The organism is Streptomyces sp. NPDC020801, from assembly GCF_044334385.1.
Taxonomy (GTDB): domain Bacteria; phylum Actinomycetota; class Actinomycetes; order Streptomycetales; family Streptomycetaceae; genus Streptomyces.
Map to the genome: position 1 here is coordinate 86,672 of NZ_JBIRST010000016.1, position 25,864 is coordinate 112,535.

Below are 25,864 nucleotides of genomic sequence, written 5' to 3' on the forward strand. Positions count from 1 at the left end.
GGCGGGCGTCATGGCTCGCCCTTCGGCGCGACGACGCGGGTCGCGGTGCGGTCGGTGGGCCGGGCGGATTCGGCGGGTCGAGCGGACTCGGACGCGCCGTCGGGTTCGGCCGGTGCGGCACCCTCCGCGGAAGCCGCCGGTTCCGCCGGTTCCGCCGGTTGCGCCGGTTGCGCCGGTTGCGCCGGTTGCGAGGTCATCGGTGCCGCGTCGGCCGCGTAGGTGCTCAGTCCGGAGCCGTCCGCGTATTCCCAGCGCCCGTGCTCGCTGTCGTACAGCCACACCGACTCGCCGTCGACCACGACACCGATCCGCAGCCCCTGAGTGCGGCCGCGGAAGGACTCCCCGTCCAGGCGGCCGTCGGCCAGCTCCTCCACGGCCGCCCGGTACCGGGCCAGGGCCTGGTCGGCGCGGGCCAGCAGCGGTCGGGCGTCGGCGGTGCGGACGGGCGGGTCCTCGTGGTCGGGCGGGCCCTGGGGGACGGTGACCAGGAGGCGGCCGTCGACCCAGGCGGACCAGCCGTTGGCGCACATGATGTGCGCCCAGTCGCCGCGCCGTGCGACGAGCCGCACGGGCAGCAGGGGGTCGAGGGGAACCGTGGGCCGGGCGGGGTCCGGGGCCTCCCAGGCGGGCAGCCCGTCCTGGGGCACCACGTGGGTGGGCCGGAAGTCGGGTGTGGTCATCGTGGCGCCGCCTCACTTGCGCATCACGGCGGGTTCGTACCGGCGCAGCAGCCGGGAGACCGCACAGCCGAAGGCGGCCGCCAGCACCAGCAGCACGGCCATGTTGCGCAGCCACACCCCGGCCGAGTGCCGGAACAGCGGGTCGGCGGTCAGGTCGCCGGGCACGAACCGGGTCAGCTCGACGGTCCCGGCCATGGCCCCGAGCGCCCAGCGCGAGGGCACCAGCCAGGTCAGCTGGTCGAGCCCGGGCACACCGTGCAGCTTCAGCAGTGCCCCGCAGAAGGTGACCTGAACGACGGTCAGCAGCACCAGTAGCGGCATCGTCACCTCCTCCTTGGGGACCAGCGCGGAGACCAGCAGGCCGAGCAGCATGGCCGTGAAGGCCAGCAGGGCCACGGCCAGGGCGATTTCGAACAGTGGCGGCAGCAACACGCCTTTGCCGCCAGGGGCGTTGAGGTCGACGCCGAGCAGGCCCACGAGGGTGAGCACCACCGCCTGCAGCACGGTGATCACCCCGAGGACGACGACCTTGGAGGCGAGGTACGCCGATCTGGGCAGGCCGACGGCCCGCTCGCGCTGGTAGATCACGCGTTCCTTCACCAGCTCGCGCACGGCGTTGGCCGAGCCCGTCAGCATGCCGCCCACGCACAGGATGAGCAGCACGTTCATCGCGTTCAGCGGGGTGAGTCTGCTGCCGGCGACCGCCCGGGCCATCAGACCGGTGAGGAACGGCAGCGCGATCATGGTGGCGATGAAGGTGCGGTCGGCGACGAGCGCGGCCGCGTAGCGGCGCACGAGGGTGCCGAGCTGGGCGCCCCAGCTGCGCGGTTTCTGCGGCGGGGCGGGCGCGACGGGGCCGGAGCGCGCCAGGTGCGGCTGGGCGCCGGCGTCCACGATGTACTCGCGGTGCAGCGGCGAGTCCCGGTACGTTCCCGCCCAGTCCCGCTCACGGTCGGTCTCGAACGCCTCGAAGGCCTCCGGCCACTGCCCGAAGCCGAAGAACTCGAGCGCTTCGCCGGGCGCCCCGAAGTAGGCGACCCTCCCGCCCGGCGCGAGGACGAGCAGGCGGTCGCAGACGTCGAGGCTGAGCACGCTGTGGGTGACGACGACCACGGTGCGGCCGTCGTCGGCGAGGCCGCGCAGCATCCGCATCACCGAGCGCTCCATGCCGGGGTCGAGACCGGAGGTCGGCTCGTCGAGGAACAGCAGGGAGGGCTTGGTGAGCAGTTCCAGGGCCACGCTCACCCGCTTGCGCTGTCCTCCGGACAGGCTGTGCACGGGCTGCCCGACGCGCTCCGTCAGGCCCAGCTCGCGCACCACCTCGTCGACCCGGGTGCGGCGCTCGACCTTGGAGGTGTCCTGCGGGAAACGCAGCTCGGCGGCGTAGGTGAGGGCACTGCGCACGGTCAGCTGGGCGTGCAGGATGTCGTCCTGCGGAACCAGGCCGATGCGCTGGCGCAGTTCGGCGTAGTCGCGGTAGAGGTCGCGGCCGTCGTAGAGGACCGTGCCGTGCTCGGCGGGCCGCTGCCCGGTCAGGGCGCCCAGCAGGGTCGACTTCCCGGCTCCACTGGGGCCGACGACGCCCAGCAGGCATTTCTCCCCCACCGGGAAGGAGACGCGGTCGAGCAGGACCTTGCGGCCGCGGTCGACGGTGACGGTGAGGTCCTGGACGTCGAGGGAGACCTCGCCGGTGTCGACGTACTCCTGGAGCTGGTCGCCCACGAGGCAGAACGAGGAGTGCCCGATGCCGACGATGTCGCCGGGGGAGAGGGGTGCATGGCTGACCGGCCTGCCGTTGAGGAAGGTGCCGTTGTGACTGCCGAGGTCGACGATCTCATAGCTTCCGTCGGGGCAGACGCGCAGCTCGGCGTGCCGTCGGGAGACGATCAGGTCGTCCACGACCAGGTCGTTGCCGGCGGCGCGGCCGATGCGGACCACCCGGGTGGGCAGCGGCCGCACGGTGGTGGGCTGCCGGAAGGTGGTGGTCAGGGCGGGCATGCGGACCGAGGACGGGCGGTCGGGGGCCGGTGGGGGGCGGCTGACGAGGACGGCGGTGGGGCCGTCGTCGGGGTTGCCGAACCGGATCACGCTGTCCGGGCGGACGCCCCAGGCATGGACGCGGCGGCCGTCGGCATAGGTGCCGTTGGTGCTGTCGTCGTCGTGCAGGGTCCAGTGGCCGTCCTCCGGCCGCAGGACCGCGTGGTGCCAGGAGACCCGGGCGTCGTCCAGGACGATGTCGCTCAGCGGATCGCGCCCCAGGTGGTAGTCGCGGCTGGGACTCATCACCGTCGAGCCCGTCTCCGTCTCCAGGAGGAGCTCGGGCGCGGTCGGCGCGGGGGGCCGCTCAGCCATGCCAGAATTCTAACGATTTGCACCCATGCGCGCCCGGTCGGCAGGCTCGGGGCCTGCCACCGGACCGGCAGATGACCGGCACACTCCTCTGCGTCGGGACGGACGCCGGCCCGGCGTCGTACAAGCTCCGGACCTGGCAGCGAACCGGCCTGGGACCTGGCAGCGAACCGGCGTGGGACCTGGCAGCGAACCGGCGTGGGACCGGCGTCAGACCATCGGCAGCAGGAGCGCCGGGAGGGTCCGCTGCATACGGAGGGCGTCCACGGACTCCGCGAGCAGTTCGTACTCGGTGGTGTCGTCGCCGGCAGCGATCCGCACCAGCCGCCCGCCGGCCAACTCGTCGGCCGTGATCTCCTGTTGCGCCACGTCGGCGCACCAGGAGCGCAGGATGCCGGGCACGTCGGGGACGGCCTCCGGCACCGGGACCAGCGCACTGTGCGGAATGTGCGGGTTCGCGGGGCCGGGGTCGAGCCGCTCGGCGATCCAGGAGGCCCGGTCGCGCAGCCACCACAGGGCCAGGGCCAGGGTGGGTGCCCGGTAGGTGCCGAGCGGTACGCCGATACGGCGGCCGTCGCACACGCCGTACGCGGTGACATGGCACAGGAATTCGTCGTGCACTGCTCCTCCCCCGTCGCATCGTCCGTATGCCGGCCGTGCCTCCCCCTGGATGCCGCTCCGGTGCGGTGAAGCGTCCCTGACCTTCGAGTATGTTGACTCCTGAAACAGTGTCACCATGACTTTCCGGCCAGTCTCCTGGCATATTCAGCGCGCCGTATGGCCGAAACCGGGCGCAGCTGCGGGCACCGGCATTACCCCGGCGGTAATCGACCCCCTGGGCGCGGCCCGGCATGGTTGTCCCATCGGGTCGCCGACCAGGCGGATCCGGTTCCGACCAGCAGCTATGACCTCGATGGAGGCTGATTCGCCATGTCCGCGCACACCGACCGTTACGAGAGTGCCGTCGCCCGCTACTTCGAGGCCTGGAACGCGGCCGGGCCGGAGGCCCGGGCCAAGGCGGTCGCCGCCGCCTGGGCCCCGGACGGCAGCTACACCGACCCCCTCGCCGACGTCGGCGGCCACGAGCAGATCGCGGCCGTGATCGCCGCGGCGCGCGAGCAGTTCCCCCGTTTCGCCTTCCGGCTCACCGGCCCGGTGGACGGGCACCACGACACCGCGCGCTTCGCCTGGGAGCTGGTGAGCGAGGCCGACGGTTCCGCGCCGGTCGCCGGGTCCGATGTGATCACGCTGGACGGCGAGGGGCGGATCCGGACCGTGCTCGGCTTCCTCGACCGGGTGCCCACAGGGGCCTGACGCCCGGCCGGGCGATGAGTTCCGCCTGCCGCGGTGGTCAGCACTGCCGTACGGCTTTCGAGACCACCGCGTGCGGGAGGAACCATGGAAACGACCGGCACCGTGGACGCGGAGTTCACCGCGGTCCTGTGCAGGAGCCCCGGCAGGGGCGGCTGGACCTACGTGGTCTGGCCGGAGTCCGTCGCCTTCTTCGGCACCCGCGGGCTGGTCCGGATCCGCGGCACGATCGACGGGGTGCCGTTCCAGAGCTCCTTCATGGCCCTGGGCGACGGCACCCACAAGCTGCCCGTGAAGGCGGGCCTGCGCAGGGCGATCGGAAAGGGCGAGGGCGACACGGTGACCGTGCGGCTGCGGGAGCGGCTCCCCGTGTGACGGCCACCCGCGCCGCCGGCGCCCACGGGGACGGCCACGCGTGCCGGCGCGCCTGCGCGGTGACGGCCCGCGTGCCGCCCCGGCGGCCTACGCGGTGACGACCGCGTCGATGCGGGCCAGTTCCTCCGCGTCGAAGTCCAGGTTGCGGGTCGCCGCGACGCTGTCCTCCAGCTGCTGCGGGCTGCTCGCGCCGACCAGGGCCGAGGTCACCCGGCCGCCGCGCAGCACCCACGCCAGCGCCATCTGGGCCAGGGACTGGCCACGCGACTTGGCGATCTCCTCCAGTGCGCGCAGCCTGCCCACCAGTTCCCCGGTCACCGCGTCGGAGCCGAGGAAGGGGCTGTCGCCCGCCGCGCGGGAGCCCTCGGGTATGCCGTCGAGATAGCGCGCGGTGAGCAGGCCCTGCTCCAGCGGGGAGTAGGCGATGGAGCCGACCTGGAGCTCCTCCAGGGTGTCCAGGAGGCCCTGCTCCTCGGGGCGGCGGTCCAGCATCGAGTAGCGCGGCTGGTGGATCAGCAGCGGGGTGCCCAGCTCGCCCAGGATCCGGGCGGCCTCGCGGGTCTGCTCCGCGGAGTAGTTGGAGACGCCGGCGTAGAGCGCCTTGCCCTGCCGCACCGCCGAGTGCAGCGCGCCCATCGTCTCCTCCAGGGGAGTACCGGGGTCGGGGCGGTGCGAGTAGAAGATGTCGACGTACTCCAGGCCCAGGCGCTTCAGGCTCTGGTCCAGCGAGGACAGCAGATACTTGCGCGATCCCCACTCACCGTACGGACCCGGCCACATCAGGTAGCCGGCCTTGGTGGAGATCACCAGTTCGTCGCGGTACGGCGCGAGGTCCGCCTTCAGTGCCTCACCGAGGGCGGACTCGGCGGCGCCGGGCGGCGGGCCGTAGTTGTTGGCCAGGTCGAAGTGGGTTACGCCGAGGTCGAGGGCGCGGCGCAGGATGGCCCGCTGGGTCGCGACCGGGCGGTCGGGGCCGAAGTTGTGCCACAGGCCGAGCGACAGCGCGGGGAGCTTCAGGCCGCTGCGCCCGGTGCGCCGGTAGGGCATGTCGGCGTAGCGGTCGGGGTGGGCGGTGTACAACGCGACTCCAGAGGGGTTGGCGCACAGGGCCGGTTCCATGGCACGGCACCGGTCTTCACCGGTGGGCCATGGAACCGGGGTCCCACTCTTGCGCGCCCGGCGGCAGCGGTCCAACAGAGGAATCCGATGCGATTCAGCGGCCGGCGTTCTCAATCAGGCGCGCGTCCGCCCGGCCGGGGCGGCGTCCGCCCGGCCGGGGCGGCGTCCGCCCGGCCGGGAGGTGTCCTTGTCGCGGCGCCGGCCCACGCGCCGGGGGCGAACGCCCGCGCCTCTACGATGTGGGGCGAGCCGGTCACCCCTGAGAGAAGGTCCGAAGGTCCGATGGAACTGCGTCACCTCCAGCACTTCGTCGCGGTCGCGGAGGACCAGCACTTCACCCGGGCGGCGGAGCGGCTGATGGTGTCCCAGTCGGGTCTGTCGGCGTCGATCCGGGCGCTGGAACGGGAGTTGCAGACCCCGCTGTTCGTGCGCACCACGCGCCGGGTGACGCTCACGGAGGCCGGCCGGGCCCTGCTCGGCGAGGCGGAGCGGATCCTGGCGCAGGTGCGGGCGGCCCACGAGGCGGTGGCGGCGGTGCAGGGCGTGCTGCGCGGCACGCTCTCGCTGGGCACCGAGCAGTGCATCGCCGGGGTGCACGTGGCCGGGCTGCTGGCCGCGTTCCGGCGGCGGCACCCGGATGTGGAGATCCGGCTGCGGCAGGCGGGCTCCGGGGCGCTGGCGGAGGAGGTCGCGGCCGCCCGGCTGGACCTGGCGTTCGCCTATCGCACCCAGGCCGACACCGATCAGCTGCGTTCGGTGGCGCTGACCAGCGAGCCGATGACGGTGCTGTGCCATCCGGAGCACCGGCTCGCGGCGCCCGGCGCGGCCCTGACTCCCCGGGATCTCGCGGCAGAGGTCTTCGTCGACTTCCACCCGGACTGGGGACCGCGCCGGACCACCGACGCGGCCTTCTCCGCCGCGGGTGTGCGGCGCACGGTGGCCCTGGAGGTCAACGACGTGCACAGCCTGCTCGACCTGGTCGACGAGAACCTGGGCGTCGCCGTCGTGCCCCGGCACTTCCGGCACAAGCGGCCGGGGCTCACCGCCCTCCCGCTCAAGGGCGTCGACGAGACGGCGTACGAGACCGTGGCCCTGCTGCCTCCCGAGCAGGCCACCAGTCCTGCCGCCCGCGCCCTGATCACCCTGCTCGAGACCGGAGGTCCCGCGGGTCCGACACCGCCCTGGGAGCCCGAGTCCTCCTGACCGCCGGGGCGGGCTGTTCCCTGCCGGCCGCGACTGGGGACGCATGAGGAACGGTGATGCGCGATGGTGGACGTATGCATGCGAAGGACATCCTCATCGACGGCTACGGCCGCATCCGGGAAGAAGTCCATGCCGTCGTCGACGGTCTGCCGGCCGAGCTGCTCGACGCCCGTCCCGCCGCCGACGCCAACTCCGTCGCCTGGCTGGTCTGGCATCTCACCCGGGTACAGGACGACCACGTCGCCGGCGCGTTCGGCCTCGACCAGGTGTGGCTCACCCAGGACTGGGAGAAGCGCTTCGGGCTGGACCTCGGCCGCCGCGACACCGGATACGGGCACAGCCCGGCGAAGGTCGCCAAGGTGCGGGTCGCCTCCGGTGAACTGCTGACGGGCTACTACGACGCCGTGCACGAGCAGACCGTTCAGGCCCTGCGCCGGCTGGCCGCCAAGGACCTCGAACGCGTCGTCGACGAGCGCTGGGACCCTCCGGTCACGCTGGGCGTGCGCCTGGTGAGCGTCCTGTCCGACGATCTGCAGCACGTCGGACAGGCCGCCTACGTCCGGGGACTGCTTCAGAGCGCGGCCGCGTAGCCGGGCAGGACCACGTCCTCGATGAGGGCCTTGCGCTCGTCGAAGGGGACGAAGGCGCTCTTGAGGGCGTTCACCGTGACCGTGCGCAGGTCCTCGACGGTCCAGCCGGCCTGCTCGACCAGCAGGGACATCTCCCGGGTCATCGTGGTGCCGGACACCAGACGGTTGTCGGTGTTGAGGGTGACCCGGAAGCCCAGGTCCTTCAGGGCCGTGATGGGGTGCTCGGCGATCGAGGTGGCGCAGCCCGTCTGGAGGTTGGACGTCGGGCACATCTCCAGGGCGATGCGGCGGTCGCGCACCCAGCCCGCAAGGCGGCCGAGCTTGCCGTCGACGATGTCCTCGGTGATGCGCACGCCATGGCCGATGCGCTGGGCGCCGCAGACCTGGAGGGCCTGGTGGATGCTGGGCAGGCCGTGCGCCTCACCGGCGTGGATGGTGAACGGCACGCTCTCGCGGCGCAGGTGCTCGAAGGCCTCCAGGTGGTCGGCGGGCGGGAAGCCGTCCTCGGCGCCGGCGATGTCGAAGCCCACCACGCCGGCGTCGCGGAAGGCGACGGCGAGGTCGGCGGTCGCGCGGGTGCGGTCGAACATGCGCATGCCGCACAGCAGCGTGCCGACACGGACCGGCGTACCGGCCGCCGCGGCCTTGGCCATGCCGGCCGCGAGTCCCTCCTGCACGGTCTCGACGACCTCCGCGAGGGTCAGGCCGCCCTGGAGCATCAGCTCGGGGGCGTAGCGCACCTCGGCGTAGACCACGCCGTCCGCGGCGAGGTCGAGGACGTACTCCTCGGCGGTGCGCAGCAGGCCCTCGCGGGTCTGCATCACGGCGAGGGTGTGCTCGAAGGTGGCTATGTAACGGACCAGGTCACCGGAGTTCGCGGCCTCGAAGTACCAGGCGGCGAGCTCGTCGGGATCGGTGGTGGGCAGGGTGTGGCCGACCGCGTCCGCGAGTTCGACGACGGTGGCGGGGCGCAGGCCGCCGTCGAGGTGGTCGTGCAGCACGGCCTTGGGGAGCCGGCGGAGGGTGTCGGTGTCGATGCGGGGCGCGGTCATGTGCGGTCTTTCCTCGGCAGATGGTGTGTCACGCGGTGGCGGGCTGGAGCAGGTCCCACTTGTTGCCGTACCGGTCCTGGAAGACGGCGACCGTCCCGTACGGCTCGTGGCGCGGCTCCTCCAGGAAGGTCACACCGGCCGCCCGCATCCGTGCGTGGTCGCGGGCGAAGTCGTCGGTGTGCAGGAAGAACCCGACACGCCGGCCGGTCTGGTCGCCGATCCGGGCCCGCTGGGCGTCGCCCCTGGCACGGGCGAGCAGCAGTCCGGTGCCGTCCCCGGGACCCGGCCGGACGACGACCCAGCGGGAGCCGTCCGGGCGCGGGGCGTCCTCGACGAGCCGGAACCCAAGGTCCCGGGTGTAGTGGCGGATCGCCTCGTCGTAGTCCTCGACGACGAGGGTGACCAGCGCGACGTGTCTCATCGGGGCCTTCCGGGGAGGTGGGATTGACGGGTGAGGTTATACGTAAAACCCGATGCGCGCCAGTCACTGTTCCCGAAGAAGGACGGGGATGTCCGGCGGTGGCCCGACGGAGGATCGGCGGAGGGTCAGCGGGACTCTTCGCCCTGGGCGATCTCCACCCGGTGATGGAGGTCGATCATGCCGCTCGCCGAGGAGACGAAGGAGACGGCGGAGCAGGCCACCAGGAGCGCGGCGATCGAGGCCGCGGCGCGACGCGGGATGTGGGGGGTGGCGAGGAGCACCTTGACCCGGTGCGGGACGGGGCCCGAAGTGGCGGCGGGGGCGAACTCGGGGCGCGCGGAGTGGGAATCCTGGCCGGCCAGGGCGGCACGGGCGATGGCGCGGGCGGTCAGGCGGCGGTCGCCGACGGCCTCGGCCGCGGCCTCGTCGGCGGCGCGCTCGGCGGCCAGGCGGATGGTACGGCGGACCGGGCGCAGCGCGGGATGACAGTGCGCGGCGAGTTCGGCGGCGGCCAGGAAGTAGTGGTGGCCGCCCCGGTTGTGGGCCCGCTCGTGGGCGAACAGCACCTCGCGCTCGGCGGCGTCGAGGCTGCGCAGCATCGCGGTGGTGACGACGATGCGGTGCGGGCGGCCCGGCAGGGCGTACGCGTCCGGGTACGGGGAGTCGACCACGCACAGGTCGCCCGCGGCGGGCCGGCGGTCGGCCTCCGTGTGGGCGCTGCGGAAGGCGCGGAACTCCCGCAGCGCCGCGCGCCCGAGCGTGCCCGCGCAGACGGCGAGCGCGCCGACGGAGACCGCGGCCGCGGGGACGACCACCAGGTCCGAGGCCGTGGGCAGCGGGCGGACGAGTTCGCCGAGCGCCGCGAAGACGGGCAGCTTGAGCAGGCCGGTCAGGACGAAGCCGCCGAGCGCGGCGAGGGAGCAGCCCGCGAGCACGACCGCGGACGCGGTGATCACCCACAGCGCGGTCACCGGCGCGAGGCGGTCGAGCGCGCGCCGGGCCAGCGCCGGTACCGCGAACGGCAGCAGCAGCGGCAGGAGCAGCAAAGCGGTCATTGCTCACCGGGTTCGAGCAGATCGCGCAGGATGCGCTCGTCGTCGGGGCTGAGCTGGGCGACGAAGCGGGCGAGGACCCGCTCGCGGTCGGTGTCGCGGTCCAGCTCGGAGTGCATACGGCGGGCGGTCAGTCCGTGCGCGTCCTGGACGGGGTAGTAGGCGTAGCCGCGGCCCTGGCGGCGGCGCCCGACGACGCCCTTGTCGTGCAGCCGGGTCAGGATCGTGGTCACCGTGGTGCGGGCCAGATCGGCACCGAGGCCGAGCTGGACCTGGCCGGGGGTCCGCGGCGCGCCGGTCGCCCACAGGACGGCCATGACGCTGGCTTCCAGCTCGCCGGCCGGCCTGCGCTCGTCCTTCGCGTCGGTCATGGGAACGTTCCTCACCCCGTCCTCGTCCGCAGCTCAGCAGACCGTCTACACGATTGTAGTCATCCGGGCGCCGTCGCCTGCTCGTGGCCGCGCCCGCACCCATTATGGGAGGGACCGCCGGGAACGGCCGCAGGGATTCGCACACCCGTGCTCCCTGTGTCGTTCGCAGGAGGAGCGGAGCGAAGCGGCACCCCACAGGAGCTGAGCGCCATGCCCGAGCAGCCGAAGCCGGCCGAGACCCCCGCCCGGCAGAACGTCACGTTCCCCAGCGCGGGCGCCACCGCCCACGGCTACCTCGCTCCGCCGCCGTCCGGACGCGGGCCCGGCGTGCTCGTCATCCAGGAGTGGTGGGGCCTGACGGACCACATTGCGGACATCGCCGACCGGCTGGCCGCGGAGGGCTTCGTCGCCCTCGCTCCCGACCTGTACGGCGGGAGCGTGGCACACGACGCGGAGGAGGCCCGGCGGATGATGAGGGCCCTGCCGGTCTCCCGCGGGGTCGAACTGCTCTCCGGCGCGGTCGGCCACCTCCTGTCCCGCCCCGAGGTCACCTCGGACACGGTCGGCGCGGTCGGCTTCTGCATGGGCGGCGGCTTCGTGCTGTATCTGGCCGCGGCCGAGCCACGCGTGAGCGCGGCGGTGCCGTTCTACGGCGTGATCCAGGGCGAGCTGCCCGACTTCTCCGGCCTGCGGGCCCAGATCCTCGGTCACTACGGCGAGCGCGACCGCAGCATCGCGCCGGAGAGGGTCGAGGAGCTGCGCGAGACGATCCGGCGGCAGTCCGGCATCACCCCGGACTTCCGTCTCCACCCGGCCGGTCACGCCTTCTTCAACGACCGCCGCCCGAGCCACGACCCCGGCTCGGCCGCCCGGGCCTGGCGCAGCACGGTCGCGTTCCTGCACGAGCGGCTCGGCTGACCGGCGGAGGACGACGACGGCGCCGGGACGGCGCCGCGGCGGGCGGCACCGGACGACGTCACGGCAGGCGCCGGGGACCTCTCACTCGGCCCCGGTGTGCAGCGTGTCGAGGCGGGCCGTCTCCTCGCCGGTGAGGCGGAGCGCGCCGGCCGCCACGTTCTCCACGAGGTGGTCGGGGTTGCCGGTGCCGGGAATGGCCAGCACGTGCGGGCCCTTGTGCAGGGTCCAGGCGATCCGGACCTGGGTGGGGGTCGCGCCGTGGGCCCGTGCGACGGCCAGCACCTCGTCCTCGTGGGTGCCGGTGGCGGCCCGCGGCCCGCTCTCGCCCGCCACTGCGTAGAAGGGCACGAAGGCGATGCCCTGCTCCCCGCAGATGCGAAGGAGTTCGTCGCCGGCCGGGGTGCGCAGACCGAGTCCGAAGCGATTCTGGACACTCACCACGGGCGCGATGGCCTGTGCCTCGGCGAGGTGGCGGGGCTCGACGTCGGAGATGCCGAGGTGCCGGATCAGACCCGCCTCGCGCAGCTCGGCCAGGGCGCCGAAGTGTTCGGCGATCGAGTCCTGGCGCATGCGGCGCAGATAGACCAGGTCCAGGTGGTCACGGCCGAGCTGGCGCAGGTTCTCCTCCACGTGCCCGCGCAGTTGGTCGGGCCGGGCCGAGGTGCCCCACTCGCCGTGGTAGTCGCGGTAGGGGCCGACCTTGATGGCGATGAGCAGGTCGCCGGGGTAGGGCGACAGTGCGCTGTTGATCAGCTCGTTGGCGGAGCGCAGGGCGGAGAAGTAGAAGGCCGCGGTGTCGATGTGGTTCACACCGAGCTCGACCGCCCTGCGCAGCACGGCGATCGACCGCGCCCGCCTGCTCGGCGTGCCGAGGTGGAAGGCGGCGCTGCCCGTCAGCCGCATCGCGCCGAGGCCGAGCCGGCCCACCGGCAGGTCGCCGAGTTTCCAGGTGCCGGCCGCGTCCGCGTTGATCGTTTCGGAGGTCATCGGCGGAGTCTCGCACACACCCCGGCCGCGGACGGGTGCGCTCGGCGCCCTACGGATACGTGTAGGTGTTGAGGGAGCCGACGGCGTCCGCCGGGTTGCCCAGGTCGTAGCGGTCCACGGCGAGGAAGTTGGGCTTCTTGCGGGCTGCGGGCTGGCAGAACCGCCGGGCCCGGTCGGCGAGTTTGGTGTTGTCGGTCTGCGCCGTGCCCGCGATGGTGAAGTCGCGGAAGTGGTTCATCACGAACAGCGGGCGGAAGCCGGGCTCGGTGTGCGTGAGCGGGATGTTGGTGTCGGCTCCGTACCAGCGGCTGTAGCAGGACCAGTCGGAGGAGCCGAGGCCCGATCCCATCGACCAGTAGTTCTCGACCGTCCACTCCCGCTGGTACATCACGCCGAAGCTGTCCCGGGTCAGCCCCGCCGCCTCGTCCGACGAACGGCTGTGGTCGGTGAAGATCAGCAGCCGGTGGTTCGCCGCGATCAGGTCTGCCATCTTCGGCCAGCCGCTGAGCCGCACACCGGTCCGGTCGGGCCGGTAGAGCACGTCGGACAGGCCGCCGACGCGGGCGATCTCGTCGCGCAGGACGCCGGGATCGACGTAGTCCTCCAGGAACACGGTGACGAACTGGTCCGGGTGGGCCCTGAGGAAGTTCACCATGCGCTGCAGGTCCACCCACAGGGCGACCGGGCTGCTGACCAGGGTGCAGCTGTCGTGGCACAGGATCGCGCCGTCCGGGGTCTGGTGGATGTCCAGCATGAACCCTCTTACTCCGTCGGCGAGTTGCTGGTCGATGCCGCGGCGCTGGTTGGGCACGAGGTTGACGAACGGCGGGGCGAATCCGCCGTCGACTCCGTTGGCGTAGGCGTTGTGGGCGGTCAGGAAGGTGACCTGGTCCAGGGTGCGTTGGCCGGCCGGCGGCATGGGCCCGGTGGCCGGCGTCACCGGGGTGAGGAACCAGGCGGCGAGGTCTCCCGGGGAGCCGAGGGCCAGCTGGGCGGGGTAGTTGGCGCCGGCAGGCTTGGCACCGACCGTGAGGTACCGGTCGGTCCCGGGGACCTTGAGGGTGTACCGGTCGGTGCCGGCAGGCGTGATCTCCCAGGCCGCCTCGGGGCTCGTGCAGGCCACGGTGCGGGCCTGGTCGCCGGAGCGGCCGAGGCAGCTGCCCGCCGTGTCGGCGTTCTCCAGGACGTACGAGGTTCCACTCGCTCTGAGGTTCCACTGCTGGTGGTCCTCGTTGCCCTTGGGACTGTGCTGTTCGACGGCTCCGCCGCCGGCGGCCGCGTTGAGGCCGGTGGTGGCGCTCTGGACGTAGTACGCCCCGGCGGCCGGAACCACCGCCGCGGCGCTGGTGGATGCGTGTGCGTCAGGGGCCACGACCGCCGCGGCCAGCGCGACGGTCGTGGCGAGCAGGGCGTGGGGGGTGCGCATGACGGTGTCCCCTTCGTCCGGACGATGGTGACGACGACCCTGGCGAATAGTCAGGTGCATGACACCATGCCGTACGGACGGGCGTCAGCAGTAGAGGTTGCCGCCCGGTGAAACCCCGAGGATCTGCGTGAACCGCCGGTAGGCGTCGACCCGGCTCTGCACCTGGGCCGGGTTCCTGCCGTCGCACTCCAGGGCGCCGTTGATACTGCGGATGCTCTGGCCGAACCCCGCGCCGCCGACCATGGCGTTGTGGCCGGTCATGGAGCCTGGGCCGGTCTGGGTGTTCCAGTACCACAGACCGGTCTTCCAGGCGACGGCGGCGTCGTTCTGCACCCGGTAGGGGTTGTTCAGCAGGTCGATGCCGAGGGCGTCACCCGCGGCCTTGTAGTTGAAGTTCCAGCTGAGCTGGATGGGGCCGCGCCCGTAGTACGCCGCCTGGCCGGCCGGGCAGCCGTACGACTGGCTCCAGTCGCAGTAGTGCGGGTAGTTGGCGGTGTTCTGCTCGACCACGTACACCAGCCCGCCGGTCTCATGGCTGACGTTGGCGAGGAAGGCCGCGGCCTCCTGCTTCCTGACGGTGTCGCTGCCGGTGTTGGCGAACGCGGGGTACGCGCCGAGCGCGGCGGTCAGCCCGCCGTAGGTGTAGAAGGAATTCCGGCCCGGGAACATCTGGTTGAACTGTGCCTCGCTCACGACGAATCCGGCGGCGGAGGCGGTGGGGGCCTGCTGGAGCACCAGGGCGGCGCCCGAGACGGCGAGCGAGGTCAGGACTGCGGCGATGCGGCGTCTCGACACGGGATCAACTCCTTTGCGGAGCACGGCCGCTCCCGGACGGGGCTGGGTCGCTGCCCGGTCCCGTGCGCACGCACCGGTGGTACCGGTCACGGCGTGGGGGCGGCCGTGGTGGGGGGTGTGGAGGCACACTCAACCGCTTTGGTCTGTACCAGTCAAGGGTATAGACCAGTCAACCGCCCTCTCAGCCAAGCGGTTTGTCCAGGACCGCCTTGCGGTGGCTGAAGGTCTCGATGGAGTAGCGGCCGTGGTAGCTGCCCGTGCCGCTCTCCCCCACGCCACCGAACGGCAGGTCGGAGACGGTGAGATGGGCGAGCGGCAGACCGTACCCGAGCCCGCCGGAGGACGTCTCGGCCGCGATCCGGCACCGGGTGCCGTCGGACTCGGTGAAGACGTACAGGGCGAGCGGCTTGTCCCGGTCGTTGATGAACTCGATCGCATCGTCCAGGCCCGGCACCGTCACGATCGGCAGGATCGGACCGAAGATCTCCTCCTGCATGACCGGCGAGGCGGGGTCGACGTCCGCCAGCACGGTCGGCGCGATGTACCTGTCCGCACGGTCACTGCCGCCGCCCACGACCACACGGCCGGAGCCGAGCAGAGCGGAGAGCCGGTCGAAGTGACGTTCGTTGACGATCCGGCCGTACTCGCCGTCGGCCGACGGGTCGGCGCCGTGGAGCGCCTCGACGGCACGGGCCAGAGCCGGTTCGAGGGCCGCGGCGGTCTTCGGGTCGGTCAGCACGTAGTCCGGGGCCACGCAGGTCTGCCCGGCGTTGAGGAACTTGCCGCGGGCCAGCCGGTCCGCGACCACCTCCAGGTCGGTGCCGCGGTCGACGAAAGCCGGGGACTTGCCGCCGAGTTCGAGGGTGACCGGGGTGAGGTGCTCGGCGGCGGCCCGCATCACGACACGGCCGACCGCGCCGTTGCCGGTGTAGAAGACGTGGTCGAAGCGCTCGGCCAGCAGGGCCGTGGTCTCCGGGACGCCACCCTCGACCACGGCGACCGCGTCGGTGTCGAGGTGGGCGGGCAGCAGCCGGGCCAGCACGGCCGAGGTGGCGGGGGCCAGTTCGCTGGGCTTGGCGACGACCGCGTTGCCCGAGGCCAGCGCGCCCACCATGGGTGCGAGCAGCAACTGGGCCGGGTAGTTCCACGGGGCGATGACGAGGACGACGCCGAGCGGGTCGTACTGCGTCCAGGCCTTCGCGTCGCCACCCAGGTGCGCCGGGACCGGGGCGGGCTCGGGGCGCAGCCACTCCTCGAGGTGGGCGAGGGTGTGGTCGATCTCGCGGATCGTGAAGTCGATCTCGGTGCGGTGTGCCTCGGCGGAGCTCTTGCCGAGGTCGGCGTGGAGGGCGGCGGCGAGCTCCGGGCCCTTCTCCGTGAGCATCGCGCGCAGGCGGCCGAGTTGGGCCGTACGCCATGCGACGGGCCTGGTGCGGCCGGTGCGGAAGGTGGCGCGCAGCCGGGCCACGATGTCGGCGGGCTGCTCGGGGGTGGGACGGTTCACGGTGCCTCGCTGGTGGGGCGCGTCCTTGCGGTCGCGGATCGGCGGTCAGTGTAGTTACCAACCTTTCAGGCACCGAAATGAATTCCGTCCGGCGGACGCTCTCGCTGTGCCCTCAGTCACACTCCAACTCGCGCCTGCGCCGTTCGAGAGGGGCGCGTTCGGCCGGGCTCCCGGTCAGGGCGACGGCCGTCTCGTAGGCCCGTACGGCCTCGGCGTACCGGCCGAGACGGCGCAGCAGCTCGGCGCGGACGGCGTGGAAGACGTGGTAGCCGTGGAGGTCGAGCGCGTCCACGAGACGGAGGGCCTGCCCCGGGCCCTCGACCTCGGCGACGGCGACCGCCCGGTTCAGGGCGACGACCGGGCTCGGCGCGAGCGCCATGAGCTGGTCGTACAGCCGCAGGATCTGCACCCAGTCGGTGGCCTTCGGCGTCGGGGCGTCGCTGTGCACGGCGTTGATCGCGGCCTGGAGCTGGTACGGCCCGGGCCGGCCCCGGCGCAGGCAGCGGCGGACGAGTTCCCGGCCCTCGGCGATCAGCTCGCGGTCCCAGCGCGTACGGTCCTGCTCGGGAAGCGGCACCAGCTCACCGGCGCCGCCCTCCCGGGCCGGGCGGCGCGCCTCGACGAGCAGCATCAGCGCGAGCAGGCCGGTGACCTCGGGTTCGTCCGGCATCAGCCCGGACAGCAGCCGGCCGAGGCGTACCGCTTCGGCGCACAGCTCGACAGCACCCGTATAGCCCTCGTTGAAGATCAGATAGACGACGGCCAGCACGCCGCCCAGGCGATCGGGCAGATCCGCGTCGCCGGGCACGCGGTAGGGAATGCCCGCGTTGCGGATCTTCGCCTTCGCCCGGACCAGCCGCTGGGCCAGTGTCGCCTCGGGCACGAGGAAGGCGCGGGCGATCTGCGCCGTCGTCAGCCCGCCGAGCAGGCGCAGGGTGAGCGCCACCCGCGCCTGGAGGCCCAGCGCGGGATGACAGCAGGTGAAGATCAGGCGGAGCCGGTCGTCGCGCACGGGTCCCTCCTCGGCCGGTACGTCGGGCGCGTACAGCCGGGCCGCCTCGGCGTGCCGGGCGTCCCGGGAGGACTCGCGGCGCAGCCGGTCGATCGCCCGGTTGCGCGCCGTGGTGACGATCCAGCCGGCCGGGCTCGGCGGCACGCCGGTCTCCGGCCATCGCCGCAGGGCCGTGGTGAAGGCGTCCTGGACCGCTTCCTCGGCGAGGTCGATGTCGCCGAGGAAGCGGACGAGGACGGAGACCGCGCGTCCGTACTCGGCGCGGAAGACGGCCTCGACGTCGAGGGCGTCGGGCATCATTCCTCGGCCGGGTGCAGGAAGGGCCGTACCTCGATGGGGAGGGTGGTGGCCCGGCTGGCCTTCCGCCCCCACTCCAGGGCGGCGTCCAGGTCGGGCGCCTTGATCAGGCACAGGCCGCCCAGATACTCCTTGCCCTCTGCGTAGGGCCCGTCCGTGATCAGCACGTCCTCGCCCTTGGGGCGCAGGACGGTGGCCGTCTCCGGGCCGTGCAGCCCGCCGGCGAACACCCAGGCCCCGGCCGCACGCAGCTCCTGGTGGAAGGTCTCGACGTCGCCCATGATCTCCGCGAGCTTCTCGGCCGAGGGCGGCGTGCCCTCGCTCGGCTGGATCACGCTGAGCAGGTAGTACTTCATGGCGTCCTCCTTGGCATAGTGCCTTTGTCCCACCTCCTACACGAACGGCACACCCCCGGATCGACACCTCGCCCTACGGCACCCGGAGAATCTTTTCCATGACCCTCGACGCGCACTGCCCCGACGCGGACTCCTCCGAGGCGCACTCCCCGGACGCGCACCTCCTCGTCGGCCGGGCCCGCCGGCTCGCGGAGGACCTGCTCGCCCCGAACGCCGAATGCGTCGATCAGGAGGAGGTGCCCCTGAGCCACATCCGGGCGGTGAAGCGGTCCGGGCTGCTGGGGCTGAGCGCGCCGGCGGAGTACGGCGGGGCGGCCGCGCCCTCCGCCGTGGGCCGGGAGACGGCGGAGATCCTGGCCGGGGCGTGCTGCTCGACGTGGTTCGTGGTGACGCAGCACCACACTCCCGTGAAGCTGCTCGCGATGTCCGAACTCCCGGTGCGCGAGCGGCTGTTGCGACCGCTGGCGTCCGGCGAACTGCTCGCCGGGATCGCCTACGCGCACGTCCGCGCGTTCCCCCGGGTTCCGGTGCGGGCGGTGGCCGAGCGCGGCGGGTGGCGCTTCGACGGCACCGTCCCCTGGTACACGGGGTGGGGACTGAACGACATGATGCTGCTGGCCGGTGTGACCGACGCGGCCGAGGTGGTGTTCGCCTTCGCCGAGGCGCGCGAGCAGCCGGGGCTGCGCCCGTCACCACCCATGCGCCTGGCCGCGCTCGGCGCCGCCCGTACGGTGTCGCTGGAGCTCGACGGACTGTGGCTGCCGGAGGAGGCGGTCGTCCTGCGCACCCCCCAGGAGCGGTTCGCCCTCGTCGACCGCCCCCGCAACACCAACGCCTCCCCGGCCGTCTTCGGCGTGGCGCACGCGGCACTGGCCCTGCTCGACGGCGTCCCGGAGGCGGCAGAGGCGGGGCGTGCGCTCGGCACCCGTCTCGACGAGGTCCGGGAGCGGGCCTACGCCCTCTGGGACCACCCGGTGCCGCACGAGCGCATCGAGGAGCGGCTCGCGCTGAAGACACGGGCCTACGACCTGATGCGGGCCGCGACGACCGCCGCGATCGTGGCCGGGGGCGGCCGGTCCCTGGACCTGGGCGGCCGGGCCCAGCGGCTGGCACGTGAGGGGATGTTCCTGCTGGTCCAGGGGCAGACGGCCGAGGTGCGCCGGGCTCACCTCGGCCATCTGGCCGGCTGAGGCCCGGCTCACCGAGGGCGCCTGGGCCGAGGGCGTCCTGCATTCGGCTGGGTGCCGTTCGGCCACCGGCCCGCCGATGTGCCGGCTCTTCCGGCGGACCGGTCGTGCGGCGTGTGGAGGTGGCGGGCGCCGCGTCCGGGCGGCCGCGCCCCTTCGGTGCTGGTCCGCGCTCCGTCCGCGCCGGCACTGGCGCGACGCCACTCCTCGTCAGTCCTCCTCGGCGGTGGGGACCACCACGAGGAACGCGTCGTCCTTCAGGTCCATCACCACGGTCGCGGGCTGCCCCTCCGCCCTGCGCCGCGCCGCGTACTCCTCCGCCGGCCACGATCCGCGCGGAGCTCCCGCAGGAAACCGCTCCAACACCTTCGCGCCCATACCGGCATACACCTCCGCATTCGCTCCTTCACCGCGACGGACGATCTCCAACGCGTACAATGCGCCTGCCCGCTACTGGCCGGACCATGTCCACTGGCCATGGAACCGGGTGTTCGGGGCGGGCGGGTCAGCCCGGTCCGGCCCGTCCAGGGCCGTCGGCCGCGCCGTGGTCCCGCCGGCGGCTCAGCCGCCCCGGCCACCAGGCGCCGGCCCCGATGTCCCGTACCAGAGCGGGCACCAGCAGTGACCGCACCACCAGGGTGTCGAGCAGGACGCCGAAGGCCACGATGAACGCGATCTGGACCAGGAAGGCCAGCGGGATCACCCCCAGGGCGGCGAAGGTCGCGGCGAGCACCACGCCGGCCGCGGTGATCACGCCGCCAGTGGTGACCAGGCCCCGCAGGACGCCCTGGCGCACGCCGTGCCGCAACGACTCCTCGCGCACCCGGGACATCAGGAAGATGTTGTAGTCGACGCCCAGTGCGACCAGGAAGACGAAGCCGTACAGCGGCACGGACGGATCGGTGCCGGTGAAGCCGAACACATGCTGGAAGACGAGGGCCGAGACGCCGAGGGTGGCGACGAAGTTCAGTGCCACGGTGGCCACGAGCAGCGCCGGCATCAGCAGCGAGCGGAGCAGCACCGTCAGGATGGTGAAGATGATGGCGAGTACCACCGGGACGATGAGGGTGCGGTCCCGTTCGGCCGTGCGCAGGGTGTCGTACTGCTGGGCGGTGTAGCCGCCGACCACGGCGTGCGCGCCGGGCACCGCGTGCACGGCCGACCGCAGCCGGGCCACGGTCCGCCTGGCCGCGTCGCTGTCGGGCGTGGCGCGCAGCGTGACGTCGATCCGCACCCGGCCGTCGACGACCAGGGCCTCCCCGCCCGGGTGCCCCGTCCGGGTGACGCCCGCGGCCGAGGCCACGCCGGAGGTGTCGCGGGCCGCCGCGAGGACCTGCTCCTGGCGGCCGGCGTCCGCGATGATCACCGCCGGGTTGCCGGAGCCGGCCGGGAAGTGCCGGCCGAGCGTCTGCTGGGCGGTGACCGACGGCGCGTCGTTCACGAAGGTCTCGTCGAGGGGGACGCCCCTGGACGTGAGGGTCGGGGCGAACGCGGCGCAGGCGAGGAGGCCCACCAGCGCGATCGCCCAGACCTTGCGCGCGGAGCCGTCGACCAGCCGGGCGACGCGCGGCCAGACCCCGCTGCCGGAGTCCGTGCCGGCGGCAGGCCGGGGCGAGGCGGGCCAGTAGGCGGCACGGCCGAGCAGGACGAGCACGGCGGGCAGGAAGGTCAGGGCACTGAGCACGGCGCAGCCGATGCCGATGGCGCCGACCGGCCCGAGGGCCCGGTTGTTCGTGAGATCGCTGATCAGCAGGGCCAGCAGGCCCAGCGCGACCGTCGCCCCGCTGGCCACGACCGGCCCCCAGGACCGCCGCAGGGCGGCCCGGACGGCCGTGAACCGGTCGGTGTGCCGGGCGAGTTCCTCCCGGTGGCGGGCGGTCAGCAGCAGCGCGTAGTCGGTGGCGGCGCCGATCACCAGGATGGACAGGATGCCCTGGACCTGGCCGTCGACGCCGACCACGCCGTGGCCGGCGAGCGCGTACACGATCGCGCAGGCCAGACCGAGCGCGAGGACGGCGCCGAGGATGACCACCACGGGCAGCAGCACGCTGCGGTACACCAGCAGCAGGATGACCAGGACGGTGGCGAGTGCGACGCCGAGGAGCAGGCCGTCGATGCCCGAGAAGGCGTCGGCCAGGTCCGCCTGGGTCGCGGCGGGGCCGGCCAGTCGGGCCCTGGTGCCGGGCACGCGCTCGGCGGCGGCCCTGACGCGGTCGAGGGTGCCGGGCAGCCGGTCGCCGAGCCCGGGCCGCAGCTGCACCACGCCCTGCAACGCCCTGCCGTCCGGGGAGGGCAGGGCCGGTGAGGTCCGCCCGACGACGCCCGGCGTGCCGGACAGCGAGGCCAGCGCCTTGGTGGCCGCCGCCTGCCGGTACCGCACTTCGGTACCGCCGTCGCCGGTCCACACCACGATGGCCGGCAGTGTCCCGTTCTGCTGGAAGGCGCGCTGCGCGGTGATGACCTCGGTGGACTCCGCGCTGCGCGGCAGGAAGGCCGCCTGGTCGTTGGTGGCTACCTCGCCGAGCCGCCCGGCATACGGGCCCAGGGTCCCGCCGATGCCCAGCCATACGACGAGCAGGGCTACGGGGATGAGCCAGCGGACCGGGCGCGGGATGGCCGACATCGTTCTCCTGTGGTTCGGTCACGGGGCGGTGAGGGGCTGAGGCCGCTTCGGGCCGGGCCCTGCCGCTGGGGGTTCGGGGACACGAGGTACTTCGATGAAAAACAATCTCAATCATCAAGTTATCGAACCCCGGGTCTGCCCGTTTCTTCGCCGCCGGACGGGGCGGCGGATGCACCGCCCTCTAACCGGGCCGGTGCGCTAACCGGGCCGGTGCGCTAACCGGGCCGGTCCGCTAACCGGGCCGGTCCGCGGAAGACCGGCGCAGGGACAGTTCCTCGTTCATCGCCCCGAGAAAGCGGGCCACCACCGCCAGTTCCTCCTCGGTGAACCGGGACCGGGCAGCCGCCGCCGCTTCCGCGAGTGGACGGAAGTGCGTCCGGGCGGCGGAACGGGCGTCTGCCGCGTAGTGCAGGTGGACCACCCTGCGGTCGGCGCTCTCGCGCACCCGGCGGATGTGCCCGGCGCGTTCGAGGCGGTCCACGCACGCGGTCACGGCACCCGAGGTGAGCCCCAGATGGGCCCGCAGCCGGCCCGGCGTCATCGGCTCGTCCGCGTCCAGGATGGCCGCCAGCGCCTGGACGTCGGTGGCGTGCAGCCCGTGGTCGCTCGCGAAGTCCTGCACCAGACGGTTGATCTCACCGTTCATCCGCCGCAGCTGGACGGCCAGGACCTGCAGGTCCCTCGCCGCCGGACCGGCGTGCGCACCCGGTCCCACCGCGCGCTGCGCCCGGTCGTCTGCTGTGGCCACGCGATCAGCCTATAGAACGCCGGTGCCCGCATCCGCCGGGCCCGCTCGTGTGGAAGTGATCACAGCAGCAGCCTGGTGGACGGGACGACCGCCGGGCGCCGACGCGGAGGACGGAGGGCCGATGAACGGTGACACGGCGCGAGAGGGACCGCGCTGCCTGGTGACGGGTGCCACGGGCTACATCGGCGGCCGGCTCGTGCCCGAACTGCTGGACGCCGGCCACCGGGTGCGCTGTCTGGCCCGTTCCCCCGGCAAACTGCGCGACCACCCGTGGTCCGGGGAAGTCGAGGTGGTGCGAGGCGACGTCACCGACGCCGCCTCGGTCGCCGAGGCGATGCGGGACGTCGACGTCGCGTACTACCTGGTGCACGCGCTCGGCTCCGGAGGGGACTTCGAGGAGACCGACCGCCGCGCCGCGCGCATCTTCGGCGAGCAGGCGCGGGCGGCGGGGGTCCGCCGCATCGTCTACCTCGGCGGTCTCACGCCGACCGGGGTGCCCGAGGAGGAGCTCTCGCCGCACCTGCGGTCGCGCTCCGAGGTGGGCCGCATCCTGCTCGCCTCGGGCGTGCCCACCGCCGTGCTGCGGGCCGCCGTCATCATCGGATCGGGCTCCGCCTCCTTCGAGATGCTGCGCTACCTCACCGAGCGCCTGCCCGTGATGGTCACGCCCAGCTGGGTGCGGACCCGGATCCAGCCCATCGCGGTACGGGACGTGCTGCGCCTGCTCGTGGGCAGCGCGCGCATGCCCGACGACGTGAACCGCACCTTCGACATCGGTGGGCCGGACGTCCTGACGTACCGGGAGATGATGCGCCGGTACGCGGCGGTCGCGGGCCTGCCGCGCCGGATCATCGTCCCCGTCCCCGTCCTCACGCCCCGGCTGTCCAGCCACTGGATCGGCCTGGTGACCCCCGTGCCCGCGTCCATCGCCCGACCGCTCACCGAGTCCCTGCGGCACGAGGTGGTCTGCCGCGAGCACGACATCACCCGCTACGTGCCCGACCCGCCGGGACATCCCGTCGGCTTCGAGGAGGCGGTGCGGCTGGCCCTGCAGCGCGTCCGGGACGCCCAGGTCATGACCCGCTGGTCGTCCGCGTCGGTGCCCGGGGCGCCCAGTGATCCGCTGCCCACCGACCCCGACTGGGCGGGCGGCAGCCTCTACACCGACCGGCGGGAACGCATCGTCGACGCGCCGCGCGAGGCGCTGTGGCGGGTCATCGAGGGCATCGGCGGCGAGAACGGCTGGTACTCCTTCCCGCTCGCCTGGGCGCTGCGCGGCCGGCTCGACCGGCTGGCGGGCGGGGTCGGGCTGCGCCGCGGGCGGCGCGATGCCCAGCGGCTGCGGGTCGGCGACTCCCTCGACTTCTGGCGGGTGGAGGAGATCGAACCGGGCCGGCTGCTGCGGCTGCGGGCCGAGATGCGCCTGCCGGGCCTGGCCTGGCTGGAGATGCGCGCCGACACGGACGCCGCCGGGCACACCCGTTACCGGCAGCGGGCCCTGTTCCACCCGCACGGCCTGGCGGGCCACGCCTACTGGTGGAGTGTCTCGCCCTTCCACGCGCTGGTCTTCGGCGGCATGGCCCGTAACATCGCCCGGGTCGCGGCCAGGACCCCGCCGCTCACCCCGGAGGGGCAACCCGTACGTACCCGTTGACGCGCGCATCCGCCGGGGGCCGAAGGCCGGAAGCAGCTGACCGGTACCAGATCACCGTCCCGTCACGCCTCCCGGAGACCGCCATGAACGTCTCGGTCGTCCTGTTCACCTCCGACCTGCGTCTCACCGATCATCCGCCGCTGCGCGCCGCACTGGAGGGTTCCCGGCAGGTGGTGCCCCTGTTCGTGCGCGACCGGGCGGTGGACGCGGCCGGGTTCGCCGCACCCAACCGTCTCGCCTTCCTCGCCGACTGCCTGCGCGACCTCGACACCGGGCTGCGCCGGCGCGGGGGGCGGCTCGTCCTGCGCTCCGGTGACCTCGTGGAGGAGGTCTGCAGGGTGGCCGGCGAGACGGACGCCGACGAGGTCCATCTCTCGGCCGACGTCAGCGGTCACGCCCATCGGCGCGAGGCACGGCTGCGCCGGGCTCTGGAGGCGGAGGGGCGCCGGCTGCACGTGCACGACACGGTGACCACCGCCGTGCCGCCCGGGTCGCTGGTTCCGTCCTCCTCGGACCACTTCGCGGTGTTCACGCCGTACTTCCGGCAGTGGTCGCAGCAGCGGCTGCGCGATCCGCTCCGCGCCCCGCGCACCGTGCGGGTGCCCGAGGAGGTCGGTTCGGAGGACCTGCCCGCGCGCCCGGCGCCGGCCGGACTGTCGCAGGGGCTTGCGCCGGGTGGGGAGACCGAGGCACGCAGGCGTTTCACGGCCTGGCTGCGCGCCGGCGTCGCCGCGTACGAGGACCGCCACGACGACCTGGCCGGCGACGCCACTTCCCGCCTCTCCCCCCACCTGCACTTCGGCACCCTCTCCCCGACCGAGCTGGTCCACCGGACGCGCGCGGCGGGCGGTCCGGGCGCGGAGGCCTTCGTACGGCAGCTCGCCTGGCGCGACTTCCACCGGCAGGTCCTGGCGGCGCGGCCCGCGGCGGCCGCCGCCGACTACCGCACGAAGCACGACCGCTGGCGTTCCGAGCGGGCCGCACGCGAGGACGTCGAGGCCTGGAAGGAGGGCCGCACCGGATATCCGGTCGTCGACGCCGCGATGCGGCAGCTGCGGCACGAGGGGTGGATGCACAACCGCGGCCGCCTGCTCACCGCGAGCTTCCTGAGCAAGACGCTCTACGTCGACTGGCGGGTCGGCGCCCGGCACTTCCTGAGCCTCCTGGTCGACGGCGACCTCGCCAACAACCAGCTCAACTGGCAGTGGATGGCGGGAACCGGCACCGACACCCGCCCCAACCGGGTGCTCAACCCCGTCACCCAGGCCAAGCGGTACGACCCGGACGGGACGTACGTACGGCGTTGGGTGCCCGAGCTCGAACCGGTCGAGGGGGCCGCGGTGCACGAACCCTGGAAGCTCGAGGGCACGGACCGGGCCGCGCTGGACTACCCGGACCCGATCGTGGAACTGGCCGAAGGCCTCGCCCGCTTCCGGCGCGCCCGCGGCCGGGAGTGAAGGCTGCGCCACCGGCGGGATCGCGCCGCCGGGTGACACCTCGGCGGTCGGCGCGTGCGACCGCCGGGCGCCGGAGCGCCCTCGATGGGGCCCCTGCTCGTCAAGGGCTTCCGGAGGCCAGGCCTCACTGGAGCGATGGCCCGGTGGTCACCGCACGCGCAGCGGCCGGGCGGCCGCGGCCCGGGCGCGGACGGCGCACGGCCACGCCCGTTCCTTCTCCCGGCACGCGCCGAACGGATGCGCGGCCACCCGCCCAGCCCCGCACCGCACCGCCCCGCACCGCACCGCACCGCACCGCACCGCACCGCACCGCACCGCACCGCACCGCACCGCACCGCACCGCACCGCACCGCACCGCACCGCACCGCACCGCACCG

Annotated in this window: 25 protein-coding genes and 1 pseudogene; 9 read left to right on the forward strand and 17 right to left on the reverse strand. The window is 73.3% G+C overall.

Going from position 1 to position 25,864, the window contains the following annotated elements:
* Positions 1 to 8: 8 nt before the first annotated feature.
* The 3 genes from ACH4UM_RS28785 to ACH4UM_RS28795 form a co-directional block, all read right to left on the reverse strand.
* Positions 9 to 680 carry a hypothetical protein gene (locus ACH4UM_RS28785; protein ID WP_398185319.1) on the reverse strand — a complete coding sequence of 224 codons (672 nt, stop codon included), beginning with the start codon at positions 678 to 680 and terminating at the stop codon, positions 9 to 11.
* A 12-nt stretch (positions 681 to 692) separates the two neighbouring features.
* Positions 693 to 3,032, reverse strand: coding sequence for an FHA domain-containing protein (locus ACH4UM_RS28790; RefSeq protein ID WP_398185322.1), 2,340 nt, complete (start codon positions 3,030 to 3,032; stop codon positions 693 to 695).
* Between the two features lie 207 nt (positions 3,033 to 3,239).
* Positions 3,240 to 3,650 (reverse strand): hypothetical protein, encoded by a 411-nt coding sequence (locus ACH4UM_RS28795; RefSeq protein WP_398185325.1) that lies wholly within the window; start codon positions 3,648 to 3,650, stop codon positions 3,240 to 3,242.
* 309 nt (positions 3,651 to 3,959) lie between these two features.
* On the opposite strand from ACH4UM_RS28795, the gene ACH4UM_RS28800 reads away from it, so the two are divergent.
* Entirely contained in the window at positions 3,960 to 4,343 is a 384-nt protein-coding gene (locus ACH4UM_RS28800) for a nuclear transport factor 2 family protein (RefSeq protein ID WP_398185328.1), read from the forward strand.
* An 84-nt stretch (positions 4,344 to 4,427) separates the two neighbouring features.
* The gene (locus ACH4UM_RS28805; RefSeq protein WP_398185331.1) at positions 4,428 to 4,715 is read left to right on the forward strand and encodes a DUF1905 domain-containing protein; all 288 of its coding nucleotides are present in this window, start codon (positions 4,428 to 4,430) and stop codon (positions 4,713 to 4,715) included.
* A gap of 87 nt (positions 4,716 to 4,802) precedes the next feature.
* On the opposite strand, the gene mgrA is transcribed toward ACH4UM_RS28805, so the two are convergent.
* Positions 4,803 to 5,795 (reverse strand): L-glyceraldehyde 3-phosphate reductase, encoded by a 993-nt coding sequence (gene mgrA / locus ACH4UM_RS28810; protein ID WP_398185601.1) that lies wholly within the window; start codon positions 5,793 to 5,795, stop codon positions 4,803 to 4,805.
* Positions 5,796 to 6,116: 321 nt separating this feature from the next.
* Between mgrA and ACH4UM_RS28815 the strand changes: the two genes are divergently transcribed.
* Both ACH4UM_RS28815 and ACH4UM_RS28820 read left to right on the forward strand, forming a co-directional pair.
* The gene (locus tag ACH4UM_RS28815) at positions 6,117 to 7,037 is read left to right on the forward strand and encodes a LysR substrate-binding domain-containing protein (RefSeq protein WP_398185334.1); all 921 of its coding nucleotides are present in this window, start codon (positions 6,117 to 6,119) and stop codon (positions 7,035 to 7,037) included.
* A 74-nt stretch (positions 7,038 to 7,111) separates the two neighbouring features.
* Positions 7,112 to 7,627, forward strand: a complete 516-nt coding sequence (locus ACH4UM_RS28820; RefSeq protein WP_398185336.1) for a DinB family protein — start codon at positions 7,112 to 7,114, stop codon at positions 7,625 to 7,627.
* Here the strand turns inward: ACH4UM_RS28820 and ACH4UM_RS28825 are convergent.
* From ACH4UM_RS28825 to ACH4UM_RS28840, 4 genes are all read right to left on the reverse strand, one after another.
* On the reverse strand, positions 7,609 to 8,679 hold the full coding sequence (locus ACH4UM_RS28825) for an adenosine deaminase (RefSeq protein ID WP_398185339.1): 1,071 nt from the start codon (positions 8,677 to 8,679) through the stop codon (positions 7,609 to 7,611). The genes ACH4UM_RS28820 and ACH4UM_RS28825 overlap by 19 nt on opposite strands.
* Positions 8,680 to 8,707: 28 nt before the next feature.
* Positions 8,708 to 9,100 carry a VOC family protein gene (locus ACH4UM_RS28830; protein ID WP_398185343.1) on the reverse strand — a complete coding sequence of 131 codons (393 nt, stop codon included), beginning with the start codon at positions 9,098 to 9,100 and terminating at the stop codon, positions 8,708 to 8,710.
* 125 nt (positions 9,101 to 9,225) lie between these two features.
* Positions 9,226 to 10,155 (reverse strand): M48 family metalloprotease, encoded by a 930-nt coding sequence (locus ACH4UM_RS28835; RefSeq protein WP_398185346.1) that lies wholly within the window; start codon positions 10,153 to 10,155, stop codon positions 9,226 to 9,228.
* The gene (locus tag ACH4UM_RS28840; protein ID WP_398185349.1) at positions 10,152 to 10,523 is read right to left on the reverse strand and encodes a BlaI/MecI/CopY family transcriptional regulator; all 372 of its coding nucleotides are present in this window, start codon (positions 10,521 to 10,523) and stop codon (positions 10,152 to 10,154) included. Before ACH4UM_RS28840 ends, ACH4UM_RS28835 begins: the two co-directional genes overlap by 4 nt.
* Positions 10,524 to 10,733: 210 nt before the next feature.
* Between ACH4UM_RS28840 and ACH4UM_RS28845 the strand changes: the two genes are divergently transcribed.
* On the forward strand, positions 10,734 to 11,441 hold the full coding sequence (locus ACH4UM_RS28845; RefSeq protein ID WP_398185351.1) for a dienelactone hydrolase family protein: 708 nt from the start codon (positions 10,734 to 10,736) through the stop codon (positions 11,439 to 11,441).
* Positions 11,442 to 11,522: 81 nt separating this feature from the next.
* Here ACH4UM_RS28845 and ACH4UM_RS28850 read toward each other — a convergent pair whose 3' ends face one another.
* The 6 genes from ACH4UM_RS28850 to ACH4UM_RS28875 all read right to left on the reverse strand — a co-directional run bounded on the left by ACH4UM_RS28850 (position 11,523) and on the right by ACH4UM_RS28875 (position 17,818).
* Positions 11,523 to 12,428 (reverse strand): aldo/keto reductase, encoded by a 906-nt coding sequence (locus ACH4UM_RS28850; RefSeq protein WP_398185353.1) that lies wholly within the window; start codon positions 12,426 to 12,428, stop codon positions 11,523 to 11,525.
* A gap of 49 nt (positions 12,429 to 12,477) precedes the next feature.
* On the reverse strand, positions 12,478 to 13,854 hold the full coding sequence (locus tag ACH4UM_RS28855; protein ID WP_398185355.1) for an RICIN domain-containing protein: 1,377 nt from the start codon (positions 13,852 to 13,854) through the stop codon (positions 12,478 to 12,480).
* 84 nt (positions 13,855 to 13,938) lie between these two features.
* Entirely contained in the window at positions 13,939 to 14,649 is a 711-nt protein-coding gene (locus ACH4UM_RS28860; RefSeq protein ID WP_398185357.1) for a chitinase, read from the reverse strand.
* A 181-nt stretch (positions 14,650 to 14,830) separates the two neighbouring features.
* Complete coding sequence (locus ACH4UM_RS28865; protein WP_398185360.1) at positions 14,831 to 16,153, reverse strand: aldehyde dehydrogenase family protein; 1,323 nt, start codon at positions 16,151 to 16,153, stop codon at positions 14,831 to 14,833.
* Between the two features lie 112 nt (positions 16,154 to 16,265).
* Positions 16,266 to 17,462: an RNA polymerase sigma factor gene (locus ACH4UM_RS28870; protein ID WP_398185362.1), complete on the reverse strand. Its 1,197-nt coding sequence runs from the start codon at positions 17,460 to 17,462 to the stop codon at positions 16,266 to 16,268.
* On the reverse strand, positions 17,462 to 17,818 hold the full coding sequence (locus ACH4UM_RS28875) for a YciI family protein (RefSeq protein ID WP_398185365.1): 357 nt from the start codon (positions 17,816 to 17,818) through the stop codon (positions 17,462 to 17,464). Before ACH4UM_RS28875 ends, ACH4UM_RS28870 begins: the two co-directional genes overlap by 1 nt.
* Positions 17,819 to 17,916: 98 nt before the next feature.
* Here ACH4UM_RS28875 and ACH4UM_RS28880 point away from each other — a divergent pair, with 98 nt between their 5' ends.
* Positions 17,917 to 19,008 (forward strand): acyl-CoA dehydrogenase family protein, encoded by a 1,092-nt coding sequence (locus ACH4UM_RS28880; protein ID WP_398185367.1) that lies wholly within the window; start codon positions 17,917 to 17,919, stop codon positions 19,006 to 19,008.
* A 207-nt stretch (positions 19,009 to 19,215) separates the two neighbouring features.
* Here the strand turns inward: ACH4UM_RS28880 and ACH4UM_RS28885 are convergent, their stop codons facing one another.
* From ACH4UM_RS28885 to ACH4UM_RS28895, 3 genes are all read right to left on the reverse strand, one after another.
* Complete coding sequence (locus ACH4UM_RS28885) at positions 19,216 to 19,383, reverse strand: hypothetical protein (protein WP_398185370.1); 168 nt, start codon at positions 19,381 to 19,383, stop codon at positions 19,216 to 19,218.
* A gap of 127 nt (positions 19,384 to 19,510) precedes the next feature.
* Positions 19,511 to 21,628: an MMPL family transporter gene (locus ACH4UM_RS28890; RefSeq protein WP_398185372.1), complete on the reverse strand. Its 2,118-nt coding sequence runs from the start codon at positions 21,626 to 21,628 to the stop codon at positions 19,511 to 19,513.
* A gap of 232 nt (positions 21,629 to 21,860) precedes the next feature.
* Positions 21,861 to 22,376: a MarR family winged helix-turn-helix transcriptional regulator gene (locus ACH4UM_RS28895; protein WP_398185375.1), complete on the reverse strand. Its 516-nt coding sequence runs from the start codon at positions 22,374 to 22,376 to the stop codon at positions 21,861 to 21,863.
* Between the two features lie 121 nt (positions 22,377 to 22,497).
* On the opposite strand from ACH4UM_RS28895, the gene ACH4UM_RS28900 reads away from it, so the two are divergent.
* The 3 genes and pseudogenes from ACH4UM_RS28900 to ACH4UM_RS28910 form a co-directional block, all read left to right on the forward strand.
* The gene (locus ACH4UM_RS28900) at positions 22,498 to 24,030 is read left to right on the forward strand and encodes an SDR family oxidoreductase (protein WP_398185377.1); all 1,533 of its coding nucleotides are present in this window, start codon (positions 22,498 to 22,500) and stop codon (positions 24,028 to 24,030) included.
* An 83-nt stretch (positions 24,031 to 24,113) separates the two neighbouring features.
* Positions 24,114 to 25,487 carry a cryptochrome/photolyase family protein gene (locus ACH4UM_RS28905; protein ID WP_398185380.1) on the forward strand — a complete coding sequence of 458 codons (1,374 nt, stop codon included), beginning with the start codon at positions 24,114 to 24,116 and terminating at the stop codon, positions 25,485 to 25,487.
* 135 nt (positions 25,488 to 25,622) lie between these two features.
* Positions 25,623 to 25,864: pseudogene (locus ACH4UM_RS28910) on the forward strand (hypothetical protein); the annotation flags it as partial.